Annotated in this window: 12 protein-coding genes; 8 read left to right on the top strand and 4 right to left on the bottom strand. The window is 64.0% G+C overall.

Features of this window, described 5'->3' with window-relative positions; genetic code table 11:
* Positions 1-83: 83 nt before the first annotated feature.
* The 3 genes from CXR00_RS00670 to CXR00_RS00660 form a co-directional block, all read right to left on the bottom strand.
* Entirely contained in the window at positions 84-1,838 is a 1,755-nt protein-coding gene (locus CXR00_RS00670) for an ABC transporter family substrate-binding protein (RefSeq protein ID WP_104052497.1), read from the bottom strand.
* A gap of 340 nt (positions 1,839-2,178) precedes the next feature.
* Complete coding sequence (locus CXR00_RS00665; RefSeq protein WP_104052496.1) at positions 2,179-2,778, bottom strand: GDSL-type esterase/lipase family protein; 600 nt, start codon at positions 2,776-2,778, stop codon at positions 2,179-2,181.
* Between the two features lie 63 nt (positions 2,779-2,841).
* Positions 2,842-6,690, bottom strand: a complete 3,849-nt coding sequence (locus CXR00_RS00660; protein WP_104052495.1) for a multifunctional oxoglutarate decarboxylase/oxoglutarate dehydrogenase thiamine pyrophosphate-binding subunit/dihydrolipoyllysine-residue succinyltransferase subunit — start codon at positions 6,688-6,690, stop codon at positions 2,842-2,844.
* Between the two features lie 515 nt (positions 6,691-7,205).
* Here CXR00_RS00660 and CXR00_RS00655 point away from each other — a divergent pair.
* The 5 genes from CXR00_RS00655 to CXR00_RS00635 all read left to right on the top strand — a co-directional run bounded on the left by CXR00_RS00655 (position 7,206) and on the right by CXR00_RS00635 (position 12,503).
* Positions 7,206-8,624 (top strand): hemolysin family protein, encoded by a 1,419-nt coding sequence (locus CXR00_RS00655; RefSeq protein ID WP_104052494.1) that lies wholly within the window; start codon positions 7,206-7,208, stop codon positions 8,622-8,624.
* Positions 8,621-9,691: a hemolysin family protein gene (locus tag CXR00_RS00650; protein WP_104052493.1), complete on the top strand. Its 1,071-nt coding sequence runs from the start codon at positions 8,621-8,623 to the stop codon at positions 9,689-9,691. Before CXR00_RS00655 ends, CXR00_RS00650 begins: the two co-directional genes overlap by 4 nt.
* Before the next feature lie 124 nt (positions 9,692-9,815).
* Positions 9,816-10,829: a metal ABC transporter solute-binding protein, Zn/Mn family gene (locus tag CXR00_RS00645; RefSeq protein WP_104052492.1), complete on the top strand. Its 1,014-nt coding sequence runs from the start codon at positions 9,816-9,818 to the stop codon at positions 10,827-10,829.
* The gene (locus tag CXR00_RS00640; RefSeq protein ID WP_104052491.1) at positions 10,826-11,641 is read left to right on the top strand and encodes a metal ABC transporter ATP-binding protein; all 816 of its coding nucleotides are present in this window, start codon (positions 10,826-10,828) and stop codon (positions 11,639-11,641) included. The genes CXR00_RS00645 and CXR00_RS00640 overlap by 4 nt, the downstream gene beginning before the upstream one ends.
* On the top strand, positions 11,628-12,503 hold the full coding sequence (locus CXR00_RS00635) for a metal ABC transporter permease (RefSeq protein WP_104052490.1): 876 nt from the start codon (positions 11,628-11,630) through the stop codon (positions 12,501-12,503). The genes CXR00_RS00640 and CXR00_RS00635 overlap by 14 nt, the downstream gene beginning before the upstream one ends.
* A 6-nt stretch (positions 12,504-12,509) precedes the next feature.
* On the opposite strand, the gene CXR00_RS00630 is transcribed toward CXR00_RS00635, so the two are convergent.
* The gene (locus CXR00_RS00630; RefSeq protein WP_104052489.1) at positions 12,510-12,932 is read right to left on the bottom strand and encodes a Fur family transcriptional regulator; all 423 of its coding nucleotides are present in this window, start codon (positions 12,930-12,932) and stop codon (positions 12,510-12,512) included.
* A 181-nt stretch (positions 12,933-13,113) separates the two neighbouring features.
* Between CXR00_RS00630 and CXR00_RS00625 the strand changes: the two genes are divergently transcribed.
* From CXR00_RS00625 to CXR00_RS00615, 3 genes are all read left to right on the top strand, one after another.
* A complete protein-coding gene (locus CXR00_RS00625) occupies positions 13,114-13,782 on the top strand; it encodes an MBL fold metallo-hydrolase (protein WP_104052488.1) in 669 nt (222 codons plus the stop codon).
* On the top strand, positions 13,779-14,651 hold the full coding sequence (locus CXR00_RS00620; protein WP_104052487.1) for a sulfurtransferase: 873 nt from the start codon (positions 13,779-13,781) through the stop codon (positions 14,649-14,651). Before CXR00_RS00625 ends, CXR00_RS00620 begins: the two co-directional genes overlap by 4 nt.
* A gap of 135 nt (positions 14,652-14,786) precedes the next feature.
* A complete protein-coding gene (locus CXR00_RS00615; RefSeq protein WP_104052486.1) occupies positions 14,787-15,215 on the top strand; it encodes an HIT family protein in 429 nt (142 codons plus the stop codon).
* Positions 15,216-15,313: the final 98 nt, after the last annotated feature.

Raw genomic sequence — 15,313 nt, 5'->3', positions numbered from 1 at the left:
GCCGTAGCGGGGCAAAAGTTTGGGATGGGCAGACCGTGGGTCTGCCCATCCCGCTTTCTAACCGTTATGGCGTGATGCCTTGGTTAGGCCTGCTTGGTCCAGTTGAAGGCGTTCCAAGTGACGCCGCTCTGGGTGGGGTTGTACACCACTTCCTCCATGGAGGAGTTGTGGGCGACGATGTCAGCGTTGGCGAAGAGGAGGACGTTGTAGACGTCCTTGGCGAGTTCCTCTTCGAGCTGGATCTTCAGTTCCTTCACCTTGTCGGCGTCTGTGGTCTGGGCAATTTCATCCCACAGTGCGTCAACCTTTTCGCTCTTGTACTTGCCGTAGTTCTGCACACCCTCGGAGTCGTAGATCGACTGGCCGCTGGCTACGAGGCCGGAACCGGCCCAGCCGAACAGTGCAGCGTCCCAGGAGCCAAGCTCGTCAAGCTTCTTGGTCCACTCGGCATCCGGGGTGGCAATGATGTTGAAGCCGGCCTGATCGCAGGAATCCTTGATCAGTGCGGTCATGTCTGCGCGGACCTGGCTGGCTGAGGAGAACAGCACGCGGACGTCAACGGGCTCGGTCTTTCCGGCTTCAGCCATGAGGGACTTGGCGCCTTCGAGATCGACTTCGTCGTATTCGCTGGCAGCGGGTGCACCCTCGAGGATCTCGTCGTACTCGGGCTGGGAGGGCTGGTATTCGCGCAGGTTGACCACGGTGGATTCGGGATCAACCGGCTTGACGAACTTGTCAACGATGTCCTGGCGCGGAACGCACTTGGAGAACGCCTGGCGAACCTTGATGTCCTTGAACACGCCGTTTTCGGACTGGTCCAGGTCAATGTGGGAGAAGGTCATGCCGGTGCCGGTAAGCATGGTGACTGAATCGCCGATGGCTTCGATCTGATCCTTGGTGTCACCGGTGGGACCGGAAGGCTCAATGATGTCCACGTCGCCGTTCTGCAGCGCCTGCACAGCTTCGGTGTCGGCGATGGTCTTGAACACGATGCTCTCGGTGGCGGCCTTGCGGTCTTCGCCCCAGTAGTTCTCGTTCGCGGTCAGCGTCAGGTTTCCGCCGGCTGCGTTGTCCAGCTTGTACGGACCGGAGGACGGGATGAGCGCGGAGTCCGGCAGGGAGGGGAGTCCCTCGGCGTAGCCCCAGCCGGTGTTCCAGAACTCGGCCACGGGCTTCAGGGACGCGAGGTCACTGTCCTGGATGGCGGCAACGAGTGCTTCGCCATTGTTCTCGGTGCTCAATCCGCCCTGCTCAGCCGCAACGTGGGCCGGCATGAGGGAACCGATCATGAGGTTTTCCCAGTCAGCGTACGGCTGGTCGAAAACGTAGGTGAATTCCTTGTCGCCGGCTTCGCCTTCAGGCATGGCCAGGTATTCGTAGCCGTTGTTGGAGGAGGGCTCGAAGATTTCCGTCTCGCCGTCGACGACCTTGCCGGAGAACGCGGCCCAGTTCAGGAGCACATCATCGAAGTCGATGGGCGTACCGTCGGACCACTGGGCGTCCTCATTGATCGTGTACTTCACGGTCAGGGGGTCATCGCTGGTCTTTTCGAAGGTGCCAAACTCTTCATTGCGAATGACGCCCTCGGGGCTGTACTCCGAGAAGTTGCTGTGAACCAAGTTGTCCACGTACGTGTTGTACACGCTGTTGGACTTGGACGTGCCGCCGTTGTAGAAATCGGGGGCCTGGCTGATGGCAACTGAGATGGACGACGCGAGGTTGGCGTCCTCAGTGGTGTCGCTTTCGGCGGTTTCTCCGCCTCCGGCTGAGCCGCAGGCGCCCAGGAAAAGGGCCCCCACGGAAAGTGCGGCAAGAGTTGCCGTGCGCTTTGTACGCATTCGTAGTCCTAACTTGTGATGAAGTCGTCAGGAACCACCGCTGGCGGCTCCCCCAAGCGATCGTGATGACCGCCACATGTTCCGAAAGACTAGTCACTAATTGTTTCCACTGTGCTAACTGTGAGCGGACGTTAACTGATTGTTACTTGTAAAGCACGGCGGCAGGGTTGTGCAGGAAGGTGCTTTAGTTGCAGTTGCAGGCCGGAAAGGCGCGGCTTTGCAGGGATTTTCCGCCGCCTGCATTAGGGATGGAGGAGAAAATTACTTGGGGCAATGCGTCTTAATGTGTAGAGGGCCTCCGGCGTGTCGCCGAAGGCCCTCATGAGGGGTTCTCGTCTATTCAGTTCATGTCCGGAAGGTCCAGCCAGCGGTACCAGCCGCGGTGGAGAACCAGCCAGGCCATCAGGCCGTATCCGGCCTGTCCCGGAGTCCCGCCGTTGGAAGCCAGGTCAGTGCGCCACTGTTCATGGTTTAGCAGGGGAGTCAGCGTGTCCACATACACGTGCTTGCGCCGTGTGGTCACATCGCCAAAGGCGGCAGACAGATCCGACAGACGGCGGTTCCGTTCGGCATCGAGCCCCGGCGGGGGACCGACGACAAAGACCTTAATGCTCATTTGTGCGGCCCCGTCGAGGATATTGGCCAGGTTGAGGCGGCTTCTCGCCGTTGACAAGTCAAGGTCCAGGTCCCGGTCGGACAGGCCGATTACCAGCCGGTTCTCGCACCTGTCGTCAAACCGGCGGCCGGCCTCCTGAAGCCAGCGGTTCGCCAGGGATTCGGTTCCCTCCTGGGGTGCTGCAAGGGTATACGCCTGTACGCTCACGTTTTCGGGGGTGGTGCGGGCCAAAACGCGGCCCAGCCAGCCCAGGGCGCGAGGGTCGCCGTGCCCGGCCAGCAGCTCGTCGCCGACGGCTGCCAGCCTGATTTTGCGTTGTTCCACTAGTCACCTTCTCCGGTCACAAAAAACGGGGTGGGGCGCCGCGGCGCCCCACCCCAACTTAGCCTACTGACGCTCGAAGGCCTTCTTGACGAGAATGTCCTGCTCCACGGCGTGCCGCTTGGCTGAGCCGGTGGCGGTGGACGCGGACGCCGGACGCGACACCAGGCGCAGCGGGCGGTCCAGCTGTGCCGGCAGGTTCAGGCCGATGAACGGCCACGGACCCTGGTTGGCGGGCTCATCCTGTGCCCAAACGATGTCAGCGTTCGGGTACTTGGCGACAGCTGCCTGGATCTCCGCAACGGGCAGCGGATAAAGCTGCTCGACCCGGACAATGGCTGTCTTTTCGTCACCTGTCTTCTGCCGGTTGGCCAGCAGATCGTAGTACAGGCGGCCGGAAACCAGCAGCACGCGGTCGACGGCGTTCGCGTCCAGGTCTGCGTGCTCCGGGATGACCGGCTGGAACGAACCCTGGGTGAAGTCTTCCACCGACGTTGCCGCAGCCTTCAAACGCAGCAGCTGCTTCGGGGTGAAGATGATCAGCGGCTTCCGCGGCCGGCTGTAGGCCTGGCGGCGCAGCAGGTGGAAGTGGGAAGCGCCCGTGGTGGGGTTCGCCACGATCATGTTGTCTTCGGCGCACATCTGCAGGAAGCGCTCGATGCGGGCCGAGGAGTGGTCCGGACCCTGGCCTTCGTAGCCGTGCGGAAGCATCAGCACCAGCGAGGAACGCTGGCCCCACTTCTGCTCCGCCGAGGAGATGAACTCGTCGATGATGGTCTGCGCGCCGTTGACGAAGTCGCCAAACTGCGCTTCCCACAGAACGAGGGCATCCGGGCGTTCCACGGAGTATCCGTATTCGAAGCCCATGGCGGCGAATTCCGACAGCAGCGAGTCGTAGATCCACAGCTTGGCCTGGTTCGGATCCAGCTCTGCCAGCGGCATCCATTCCGCACCGGTTGCCCGGTCGTGGAAGACGGCATGGCGCTGGGTGAAGGTTCCGCGGCGGGAATCCTGGCCTGCGAGGCGTACGGGGACGCCTTCCATGACCAATGAGCCAAAGGCTGCGATTTCAGCGAAGCCCCAGTCGATGCCGCCTTCGCGGGACATCTGCTCGCGCTTTTCCAGCAGTGCCTTCAGCTTCGGGTGCACCGTGAAGCCTTCGGGCACTGCTACGTGGGCCTTGCCGATGTGTGCCAGGACCTCGGCGGAAATAGCCGTGGACGCCGGGGACACAATGGTGCTGCCTTCCTGCTGGGACGCCGGGCGCTCCAGATCGGAGACGGCTTCGGTGTCCTTGGTGATGACCGGCAGGGGAGAGGTCTGGGCAGCGTGCGTCTCAGCGAAGACCCGCTCAAGGCGGCCCTGGTAGTCGCGCAGCGCCTGTTCGGCCTCTTCCTGGCTGATGTCGCCGCGTCCGATGAGGGACTCGGTGTAGAGCTTGCGCACCGAGCGCTTGGCCTCGATCAGGCTGTACATCATCGGCTGCGTCATCGAAGGATCGTCGCCTTCGTTGTGGCCGCGGCGGCGGTAGCAGACCATGTCGATGACAACGTCCTTGTGGAACCGCTGGCGGTAGTCGTAGGCCAGTTGCGCAATACGCACAACCTGCTCCGGGTCATCGCCGTTCACGTGGAAGATCGGAGCCTGCACCATCTTGGCAACATCGGTGGAGTACACCGAGGAGCGCGACGACGTGGGCGAGGTGGTGAAGCCCACCTGGTTGTTGACCACAACGTGGATGGTTCCGCCGGTGCGGTAGCCCCGGAGCTGCGAAAGGTTCAGGGTCTCCGCCACTACGCCCTGGCCGGCGAAAGCGGCGTCTCCGTGGATGAGGATCGGCAGGACAGGGAACTCGTCTCCCTGGTCCAGTCGGTCCTGCTTGGCCCGCACGATTCCTTCAAGTACGGAATCCCCGGCTTCGAGGTGGGACGGGTTGGCGGCCAGGTACACCTTGGTCTGGTTGCCGTTGTCCGAGGTGAAGGTACCTTCGGTGCCGAGGTGGTACTTCACGTCACCGGAACCCTGGACGCTGCGCGGGTCCTGGGTTCCTTCGAATTCGCGGAAGACCTGGGCGTAGGTCTTGCCCGCGATGTTGGTCAGGACGTTCAGGCGGCCGCGGTGGGCCATGCCGATGCCGACTTCTTCAAGTCCGTCGTCGGCGGCACCGGAAATCACGGCGTCCAGCAGCGGAATCAGGGACTCGCCGCCTTCCAGGGAGAAGCGCTTCTGCCCGACGAACTTCGTCTGCAGGAACGTCTCAAAGGCTTCAGCAGCATTGAGCTTGCCCAGGATGCGCAGCTGTTCTTCGCGCGTCGGCTTGCTGTACTTGGTTTCCAGACGATCCTGGAACCACTCGCGCTCCACCGGATCCTGGATGTGCATGTATTCGATTCCGGCGGTACGGCAGTACGCATCCCGGAGCACGCCGAGGATCTTGCGCAGCTTGAGCATCGGCTTGCCGCCGAAGCCGCCGGTGGGCCATTCCCGGTCCAGGTCCCAGAGGGTCAGGCCGTGGTTGAGGATGTCCAGGTCCGCGTGGCGGCGCTGGACGTACTCCAGCGGGTTGGTGTCGGCCATCAGGTGGCCGCGGACGCGGTACGCGTGGATCAGCTGCTGGATGCGCGCAACCTTGTTGATCTGCTCGTCCGGGTTGACCTGGATGTCGGGGCTCCAGCGCACGGGCTCGTAGGGGATCCGCAGGGATTCGAAGATCTCGTCGTAGAAACCCTGCTCGCCGAGGAGCAGCTGGTGGATGATCCGCAGGAACTCGCCGCTGCCGGCGCCCTGGATCACGCGGTGGTCGTAGGTGGAGGTCAGGGTGATGATCTTGGAGATGGCGTTCTGGGCCAGGATCTTCTCGTTGGAACCCTGGAACTCAGCCGGGTAGTCCAGGGCGCCGGCGCCGATGATGCAGGCCTGGCCCTTGGACAGGCGGGGGACGGAGTGCACCGTTCCAATGCCGCCCGGGTTGGTCAGCGAGATGGTGGTGCCCTTGTAATCGTCCGCCGTGAGCTTGCCGTTGCGGGCCTTCTTCACGAGGTCTTCATACGCCTGCCAGAACTCCGAGAAGTTCAGTGTTTCGGCCTTCTTGATGTTCGGCACGACGAGCAGACGGGAGCCGTCCGGCTTCGGCATGTCAATGGCCAGCCCGAAGTTCACATGCGCGGGCTGCACAGCAACAGGCTTGCCGTCCACGACGTCGTAGTACACGTTCTGGGACGGGAACTGGGCGGCGGCGCGGATGATTGCGTAGCCGAGGAGGTGGGTGAATGAGACCTTGCCGCCGCGGGCGCGCTCCAGATGGCTGTTAATGACAATGCGGTTGTCGATCAGCAGCTTTGCGGGCACGGCACGCACAGTGGTTGCCGTGGGGACGCTCAGGCTCAGGTCCATGTTGGTGGCGATGGCCTTCGCCGGACCGCGCAGGACGTTGACCTTGTCCTCTTCGGAGGGCTTGCTGTTGGGCTGCGTCTTGGGCAGCTGGGCCGGAATCGGCGGGGTCTTGCTGTCAGCTGCCTTGTTCTCGGCTGCTTCGCCCTTGCCGGCGGCCGGCTTGGAATCCTTGGCAGCAGAGTTGGACGCTGCGGATTCCTTGGCAACCGGAGGCTTGCCGGACTGCTGGGTGGAGGCGGGGGACTCGCCGGAAGCCTTCGGCTTGGCGGATTCGGCCTGCACTACCGGAAGCTGGCGCGTTGTGGGATTGGCGCCAAGTTCGCTGGGGGCTGCCGATCCGTTTCCGTTGGAAGTGCTCGAACCGGAGGCCTGGGCCTCCTCGTTCTTAAAGGAGTCGAAAATGCTCCACCACTTCTTGTCAACCGAGTTCTTGTCCTTGAGGTACTGCTCGTAGAGTTCATCGACAAGCCACTCGTTGCCGCCGAATTCTTCCGGCAGCCGGTGGTTGGATTGGTCTGGCACTGTTAATACGCCTCTTCCATGAGTTGCCTTTTGCCCTGATTGGCACCATGTCTGAGGGCAAGAAGCCTCAAAGCTCACTGGTGCGGCCCGGCCGGTGCGCAGTGACCGAGACTTCATGCCAGTCTAGTGACATTGCGGGACAACTGGCCAATTCTGTTTGACATCCGTCATGCAGCGGGGCCTCCCGCGCGCAAGCTCCCCAGTGGCGCGTGCGGCCGTTCCGTTTCACCGGTGGCGCCCAAATGCCAAACCTGTAAACTGAAAATCTCATGGACAGTTTCTCTAGGCGCCGGCCTGCGTCCGGTTCCGCAGCTTCTGCGGACCGCACGCACAGAGCCGGCCACGCCCGCACCCATTCACCCCGCACCCCCGGCGCCGCATCGGAGCCTTCCAGACCGGCTTCGGCCGATCACCCTCCGCCTGCCGCCCGCAGCGGGCACTTTCCCGCGGTACTTCCTTCCGCGCTTCCCCTGATAAGCCGCGCAGCGCTTCACAATCCGGCGGTGGGAGCCTAAATGGAATGGTTATATCTCTTCTTTGGCCTGGTGCTGATTCTCGGCACCGGCTTTTTTGTGGCTGTTGAGTTCTCGCTGGTGGCCCTGGACCAGCCCACGGTCCGGCGGGCCGTGGAAAACGGAGACAAGGGTGCCGAGCCGCTCCTGCGCTGCCTGACTTCCCTCTCCACCCAGCTCTCCAGCTGCCAGCTGGGTATTACCCTCACCACGCTGCTGACCGGATTCGTGATGGAGCCGTCAGTGGGCCGCCTGTTGAAAACCCCGCTGTCCGCTCTTGGCCTGCCGCCGGTTGCCGTGGATTCCGTGTCCGTGGTGACGGCCATGATCCTGGCGACGTTCCTGTCCATGCTTCTGGGAGAGCTGATCCCCAAGAACATGTCCATCTCGCTGCCGTTCCGGGTGGGGCGCGCACTCGCCCGGCCGCAGCTGGCGTTTACCGTGGTGTTCAAGCCCGCCATCCTGGTGCTGAACGGCTTCTCCAACAAGGTCCTGAACCTGTTCGGGCTGGAAGCCAAGGAGGAAGTGAGCGGAGCGCGCACCCCCGCCGAGCTTTCCTCCATGGTCCGGAGGTCGGCCGAGATGGGCACCCTGGACCAGGGCACGGCCAACTTCCTGTCCCGGACGTTCTCCTTCGCGGAGCGGACAGCCGCAGATGTCATGACGCCCCGGATCAGGCTGGAGACCATCGATTCCGAGCAGTCCGTAGCGGATGTCATTGAAGCTGCACGCCGCACCGGATATTCACGCTTTCCCGTCCTGGGTGATTCCCCGGATGACATCAGGGGAGTGGTCCACGTGAAAAAGGCAGTGGCTGTGCCCCGCAGCCGGCGGGCGGACCTGCCGGCCGGGGCCATCATGAGTGAGGTCCTCCGGGTGCCCGAGACGGTGCACCTGGACAGCCTGCTCTCCGAGCTGCGGGGCGCGAACCTGCAACTCGCCGTCGTCCTCGATGAGTGGGGCGGAACAGCCGGCGTCGCAACCCTCGAGGACCTGGTGGAGGAAATCGTCGGCGAAGTGTCCGACGAACACGACAAGATCAAGCCGGGCGTGCTGCAGAGTGCCGCCGGTGCCTGGTACTTCCCGGGCATCATGCGTCCTGATGAAGTCTCCAGGCTCGTGCCGCTGCTGCACATTCCTGATGAAGCCGGCTACGAAACGGTGGGCGGCTACATTATGGCCGAGCTGGGCCGCATCGCAGCCACCGGTGACCGCGTCAGCGTTGAGGGCGGACTCCTGGAAGTTGAACGCATGGACGGCCGGCGCATTGACCGGGTCAGTTTCATTCCCCGGTACGACGACGACGATCCTGCCGCTGTCGACGAAAGCGCACCCGCGGCTTCGAAAAAGCCGGAACCGAAGAGCGCAGCCGGAGCTGATGCTCCGACAACGGATGCTGCCGGCAAGGGGGATCGGCGATGAGTGACCTGATGGGCATCTTCTGGCTGGTGGTGCTGTTGATCGGCAACGCCTTCTTCGTGGGCGGCGAGTTTGCCGTTATGTCCGCGCGCCGCAGCCAAATTGAACCGTTGGCCGAAGCCGGGTCCAAACGGGCAAAGACCACGCTCTGGGCCATGGAACACGTATCCCTGATGCTGGCCTGCGCGCAGCTGGGCATCACGGTGTGTTCGCTGCTCATTCTCTCCGTGGCCGAGCCGGCGATCCACCATCTGCTGGCGGCTCCGCTGGAAGCCCTTGGGCTGCCGGTGGAATTCGCAGACGGCGCCGGGTTCCTGGTGGCATTGCTGATCGTGACCTTCCTGCACGTGACCTTTGGCGAAATGGTGCCGAAGAATATTTCCGTGTCCGTGGCGGACCGGGCGGCGCTGCTTCTGGCACCTCCGCTGGTCTTTATCTCCCGGCTGGTGCGGCCTGTCATTTCCAGTTTGAACTGGCTGGCGAACCACGCGCTGCGTGTCATGGGCATTACCCCCAAAGATGAGGTGGCCTCGGCTTTCACACTGGAGGAAATGCAGTCCATTGTGGAAGAGTCCACGAAGCACGGGCTGGTAGCCGATGATTCGGGCGTGATTTCAGGAGCACTGGAGTTCTCCGGGCAGTCCGCCGGAACAGTGATGGTGCCGCTGGAGGAGCTTGTGACGCTGAGCACCGACACCACACCGGCAGAGTTCGAAAAAGCCGTGGGGCGCACGGGCTTCTCCCGGTTCGTGCTGATGGATGACCACGGAAACCTGACCGGGTATATGCATCTGAAGGACATCATGGCCATGCCGCTGGATGCCTATGACCGCCCGCTGACCGAAAACAAGGTGCGGACCCTGGCGAACCTGCGGCTGGAGGACGGGATTGAAGATGCCTTGGCCACCATGCAGCGCACCGGATCCCATCTGGCCCGCGTGCTCGGTTCGGACAACCAGACCCGCGGAGTGCTCTTCCTGGAGGACATCATTGAGCAGCTCGTGGGCGAGATCCGGGACGCAACGCAGGCCCAGGGATTCCGGCGGTCCGGGGAAAGCTATTCCGAGTAGCTCCGGCTCGTAACGCGCAGTCCTAGATGCGAATGATTCGCGTTTAGGTTATGATGGGGGAGTTCCCCCGCGGAACTCCCCCTCCATCTCCAAGCACTTCCGCTCGACAGGGAAACAAAAACTTATGCGACGACCCTCCGTCCGTCTTGCCGGCATCTTCCTGGCCGGGGGAGCCCTGGTGCTCTCCGGCTGCACCGGGGGCTCCGGTGACTCCGGCTCCGGTTCCGGTTCCTCCGCAGGGGGAGGCGACGGCGCGCTTGAGGTGGTGGCTTCCACCAATGTCTACGGGAACATCATGGAGACCGTGGGCGGGGACCGCGTCAGCGTCACTTCGATCATCGACCGCCCCAGCCAGGACCCGCACTCCTATGAAGCGACGGCACGGGACAAGCTGGCCGTCTCAGAGGCGGACGTGGTGGTCCTGAACGGCGGGGGCTACGACACCTTCATGGAAACGCTGGTTGCCGATTCCGGCATCGACAGTGCGGACGTCCTCAACGCCGTAAAGATCTCAGGGCTGGGGGAAGCTGACGGCGAAACGCACGACGACGACCCCTCGCACTCCGCCGAGAGCGGAGACGATCATGCCGACGATCACGGCGGACACTCCCACGGATCCTTCAACGAACACGTCTGGTACAGCCCCGAAGCGATGGGGCTGCTCGCCGAAGCGGCCGCAGAACGCCTGGCCACCCTGGACCCCGACCATGCCTCCTCCTACCGGGACAATGCCGCAACCTTCAACAGCGGCATCGAAGAGCTCACGGCTGACCTGGCCGAAGACAAAACCGCGGCCGGCGGCAGGGATGTGGCGGTGACGGAACCTGTTCCTGAATACCTGTTCGAAGCTGCCGGCCTGCACAACGTGACGCCCGCAGACTTCACCTCGGCCGTCGAGGAAGGGTCAGACGTCCCGCCGGCGGTTCTGAAACAAATGCAGGATCTGCTGCGCTCCGGTGACGTGGCCTTCCTGGCCTACAACACCCAAACCTCCACGGCGCAGACCGAAACTGTCCGTGCCGCGGCGGAAGACGCAGGCGTACCCGTGCTGGACTTTTCCGAGACCCTGCCCGAAGGTCAGGACTACCTTGGCTGGATGCGCGCCAACGTGACCTCAATTGATGACGTGCTGCGGTGACCGGTCCCGTTGTCCGGCTCCGGAACGCCGGCTTGACCTACGGGCAGCGCACTCTTTGGGACGGCCTGGACCTGGACATCAAGCCCGGTGAATTCCTTACGGTGCTGGGCCCCAACGGTTCCGGCAAGACCAGCTTCCTGAAAGTCCTGCTGGGTCTGCAGCAGCTGAGCCGGGGAACCGTGGAGATCAACGGAAAACCCGCCCAGCGGGGCAGCGCCGACATCGGTTATATTCCCCAGCAGAAGGCCTTTGGCCCCGGGACGCCGCTGCGGGCGCGCGACCTCGTGGGACTCGGCGTCGACGGCAACAAATGGGGGCTTCGGCTGAAGCGCGCCCCGGTCCGCCGGCGGGTGGATGAGCTCCTGGAACAGGTCGGTGCCACGCGTTACGCCAATGAACCGGTGGGCCTGCTCTCCGGCGGCGAAGTCCAGCGGCTGCGGGCCGCGCAGGCACTGGCTACCGATCCTGACCTCCTGCTGTGCGATGAACCCCTGCTGTCCCTTGATCTGCATCACCAGCAGGCCATCAGCTCACTGATTGACCGGCGCTGTCATGAACAGGGTTCGGCCGTGGTGTTCGTGACCCACGAGATCAACCCCGTCATTGATTACGTGGACCGGGTGCTGTACCTGGCCGGCGGCACCTTCCGCACCGGAACGCCGTCTGAGGTGCTGCGCTCGGACGTGCTCTCGGAGATGTACGGAAGCCGGGTGGAGGTACTGCGCAGCCACGGCCGCATCGTGGTCCTCGGCATCCCCGATGCGACCACCCATGTCCATGGCGAGAGCGAGGATGACCATGGACTTGCGTGATTACTTCTCCGCCATCTTTGACTTCAGCGACTACGGGCAGCTGCTGCCCCTGGTGGCCAACTCCATCTGGGCGGCAGCAATCCTTGGACTGGTAGGCGGCTTGATCGGCACCTTTGTCCTGATGCGGGACCTCGCCTTTGCTGTGCACGGCATCGCCGAACTGTCCTTCGCCGGCGCAGCCTTTGCCCTGCTGATCGGCGCCAACGTGGTGATCGGGTCCCTGGCAGGCTCCGTGGCCGCAGCAGTGCTGCTCGCCGTGATGGGGCTCAAGGCCCGTGACCGGAACTCCGTGACCGGAGTAATCATGCCCTTCGGCCTGGGCCTGGGCATCCTGTTCCTGGGCCTTTATGAGGGCCGTTCGGCCAATAAGTTCGGTTTGCTCACCGGGCAAATCGTTGCCGTCGACACCGTGCAGCTGAACCTGCTGGCCGGCACCGCCTTCGTCGTCATAGCCGGACTCGTCCTGATCTGGCGGCCGCTGACCTTTGCCAGCGCGGACCCGGAACTGGCAGAAGCCCGCGGTGTTCCCGTGCGCGTTTTGTCCATTGTCTTCATGATCCTGCTGGGGCTCTCAGTGGCCCTGTCCATCCAGGTGGTGGGTGCGCTGCTGGTGCTCTCGCTGCTGATCACGCCGTCGGCCGCCGCACTGCTGGTGACATCCTCGCCGCGGCTCGTCGTGCTGCTCAGTGTTGCGTTTGCCGTGACCTCGGCGGTGGGCGGAATCCTGCTGGCGCTGGGCGGGCGGATCTCGATCAGCCCTTACATCACCACCATCTCGTTCCTGATCTACCTCGTCTGCCGGCTGATAAAGCGGATGCGGACAAAGGGACGGGCACAGACGGCTGCAACAGTCCGGGCGTAGCCCGCCCTAGGCGCTGCAGTCCGGGCAGAGGCCGAAGATCTCCACCGTGTGGGCCACGTCTGTGAACCCGTACTGGGCTCCGAGCCCGGAAGCCCAGGCCTCCACGGCGGGCGCCTCCACTTCCACAGCCTTGCCGCAGTTGCGGCACACCAGGTGATGGTGGTGGTGCTCGACGGCGCAGCGGCGGTAGAGCGCTTCGCCGTCGCCGGTGCGGAGGACATCCACTTGGTTTTCTTCCGCCATTGACTGCAGGATGCGGTAGGTGGTGGCCAGGGAGACGCTGTCTCCGCGCTCGTGCAGCAGCCGGTAGAGCTCCTGGGTGCTGACGAAATCATCCAGCTCATCCAGGGTCCGGCCGACGGCGAGCCGCTGGCGGGTGACCCGCTGCTCCGGTTGCCGCTTCACTGGGCGGGACGTCTCGGATGACATGCTCCTCCTTGGAACAGTGGTGGCGGTGCCTGCAGGCCCCGGGGGACAAGCCCAACATGGACTCTCCGCAGCCGGCACCGCCGGCGCAACTTCCAGATTATCGCACCGGGCCTGCGGCCGGCCCCGCGGGTCACGGGGAATTGTCCGGCCAAGGACAGGTGCGCAGGGGTACTGTGACCCTATGAATCTGACCAAGTACACCCATTCCTGCGTGCGTCTGGAGCGTGACGGCAACGTCCTCGTCTTGGATCCCGGGTCCTTCTCCGAAGTGGAGGAAGCCCTGGACGGCGCTTCAGCGGTCCTGATTACCCACGAACACGCCGATCACCTGGACCGGGACCGTGTTCTGGCCGTGCTGGCCGTGAACACGGAGCTGGTGCTTCACGCGCCGTCAGCCCTGGCCGCAGAGCTGCGGTCGGCATCAGCCGCGAACGGCAACGACGCTGATGACCGGATCATCGACGTCGAACCCAACAGTGCTTTCTCGGCAGCGGGCTTCGAGGTGCGGTCCTTCGGCGGCCAGCACGCCCTCATCCACCCGCTGGTGCCCCTGGTGGCCAACGTCGGCTACCTGATTGACGGCACCCTTTATCACCCGGGGGATTCCTTCGTGATTCCGAACGGGCTGACGGTGAAGACCCTGTTGGTCCCCATTCATGCTCCGTGGTCCAAGGTGGGGGAGGTCATCGACTTTGTCATCGCTTCCGGGGCCGAGCGTGCCTATCCCATCCACGACGCCCTGTTGAATGAGCGCGGCCTGGGGATCGCCGAGAGCCATGTGACCCGTTTCGGCGAACTGTACGGAACCGTGTACCGGCATCTGTCCCCCGGAGAGTCGGTCGAGGTATGAGCGGGCCGGTCATCAGCGTTCAGTCCCTGCAGGAACTCCTGGCCAGCGGTGAGCCGGTGGTGCTGCTGGACGTGAGGTGGGCGCTGGGACACACCGACGGGCACAAGCAGTACGAGCGCGGGCACATTCCGGGCGCTGTCTACGTGGACCTGGAAAAGGAACTGGCCGCTCCGGCGGGGAACGGTTCCGCGGGCCGGCATCCGCTGCCCGCGCCGAAAGACTTTCACCGCACGGTCCGCGGCTGGGGCATCAACCCCGGGGACACCGTGGTGGTGTACGACGCCGTCAGCGGCACGTCGGCAGCGCGCGCCTGGTGGCTGCTGCGCCACGCCGGGCTGGACTCCGTCTACCTGCTCGACGGCGGCGTCGTCGCCTGGCACCGGGCCGGTTTCGCTCTGCAGGGCGGACCTGTGGTGCCCGACCCCGGGAACGTCGAGCTCTCCTGGGGCCGTATGCCGGTGGTGGAAATGTGGGACGTCCCGGCAGTTGTGGCAAGCGGGCGCCTGATCGATGCGAGGGCAAAGGAACGCTACCGCGGAGACCGCGAGCCGGTGGATCCACGGGCGGGGCATATTCCCGGAGCCGTGAATGCTCCCGCCGCGGGGAACCTTGCCGAGGACGGCACCTTCCGCCCGCCGGAGGAGCTGCGGACAGCGTACGAGGCACTGGGTGTTCGAAAAGGTGATCCCGTGGCCGTGTACTGCGGGTCCGGTGTCAGTGCTGCCCACGAGGTCGTGGCCCTGGAGCTGGCCGGCTACCGGGCGGCCCTTTATCCCGGGTCCTGGTCCCAGTGGTCCTCCACCAAAGGATCCCCGATTGCCCTGGGAACCCAGGCGGGGGAATGGCCGGGGGCGGTCAAAAAGCGATAGCGTCTAAGCATGATTACCGGCCGTCCCGTTCCGCCGCCCCTGCGCTTGAAGGTGCCTGCAACCAGGCAGCCATCCGATGTATCAAGCGGCGCCGCAACCCCGCCATCCACCGCCCAGTCCCCGCAAGGAGCACCCATGCCCACCCTGTTCACCAAGATCATCAACGGCGAGATTCCCGGCCGCTTTGTCTGGAAGGACGAGGACGTGGTGGCGTTCCTCAGCATCGGTCCGCTCACCGACGGACACACTCTGGTGGTGCCCCGGCTCGAGGTCGACAAGTGGACGGATGCCCCGGCTGATCTGGTGCAGAAACTCACTGCAGTGGCACAGGTTATTGGACAGGCGCAGGTTGCCGCCTTCGGCTCGGAGCGGGCCGGACTGAGCATTGCCGGGTTCGAGATTGATCACCTTCACCTGCATGTCTGGCCCGCGAACTCCCTGCAGGACTTCGACTTCAGCAGGGCCGAGTCCAATCCCGACCCGGAACGCATGGACGCCAATGCCCAGAAGCTCCGCGGGGCGCTGCGGGCCGCCGGACACGGGGAGTTCGTGCCGGAGGCGTAGCGGGCAGCTCAGATCGGCAGAGGGGCGGGGAAACCCGCCCCTCTTTTTATTGCGCCGCGGCCTGGCAACCGGTTTGGGATTCGGCAACCACTTTGGGC

The organism is Arthrobacter sp. 9E16, assembly GCF_002929435.1.
Lineage (GTDB): Bacteria > Actinomycetota > Actinomycetes > Actinomycetales > Micrococcaceae > Arthrobacter_B > Arthrobacter_B sunyaminii.
The sequence above is the reverse complement of the archived record's forward strand: the minus strand, read 5'-3'. Positions and strand labels throughout refer to the sequence as shown.

Coding starts and splice junctions, on each gene's coding strand:
- CXR00_RS00650 (WP_104052493.1), top strand. CDS start 8,621: ATGAGTGACCTGATGGGCATCTTCTGGCTGGTGGTGCTGTTGATCGGC.
- CXR00_RS00620 (WP_104052487.1), top strand. CDS start 13,779: ATGAGCGGGCCGGTCATCAGCGTTCAGTCCCTGCAGGAACTCCTGGCC.
- CXR00_RS00670 (WP_104052497.1), bottom strand. CDS start 1,838: ATGCGTACAAAGCGCACGGCAACTCTTGCCGCACTTTCCGTGGGGGCC.
- CXR00_RS00615 (WP_104052486.1), top strand. CDS start 14,787: ATGCCCACCCTGTTCACCAAGATCATCAACGGCGAGATTCCCGGCCGC.
- CXR00_RS00625 (WP_104052488.1), top strand. CDS start 13,114: ATGAATCTGACCAAGTACACCCATTCCTGCGTGCGTCTGGAGCGTGAC.
- CXR00_RS00655 (WP_104052494.1), top strand. CDS start 7,206: ATGGAATGGTTATATCTCTTCTTTGGCCTGGTGCTGATTCTCGGCACC.
- CXR00_RS00635 (WP_104052490.1), top strand. CDS start 11,628: ATGGACTTGCGTGATTACTTCTCCGCCATCTTTGACTTCAGCGACTAC.
- CXR00_RS00630 (WP_104052489.1), bottom strand. CDS start 12,932: ATGTCATCCGAGACGTCCCGCCCAGTGAAGCGGCAACCGGAGCAGCGG.
- CXR00_RS00645 (WP_104052492.1), top strand. CDS start 9,816: ATGCGACGACCCTCCGTCCGTCTTGCCGGCATCTTCCTGGCCGGGGGA.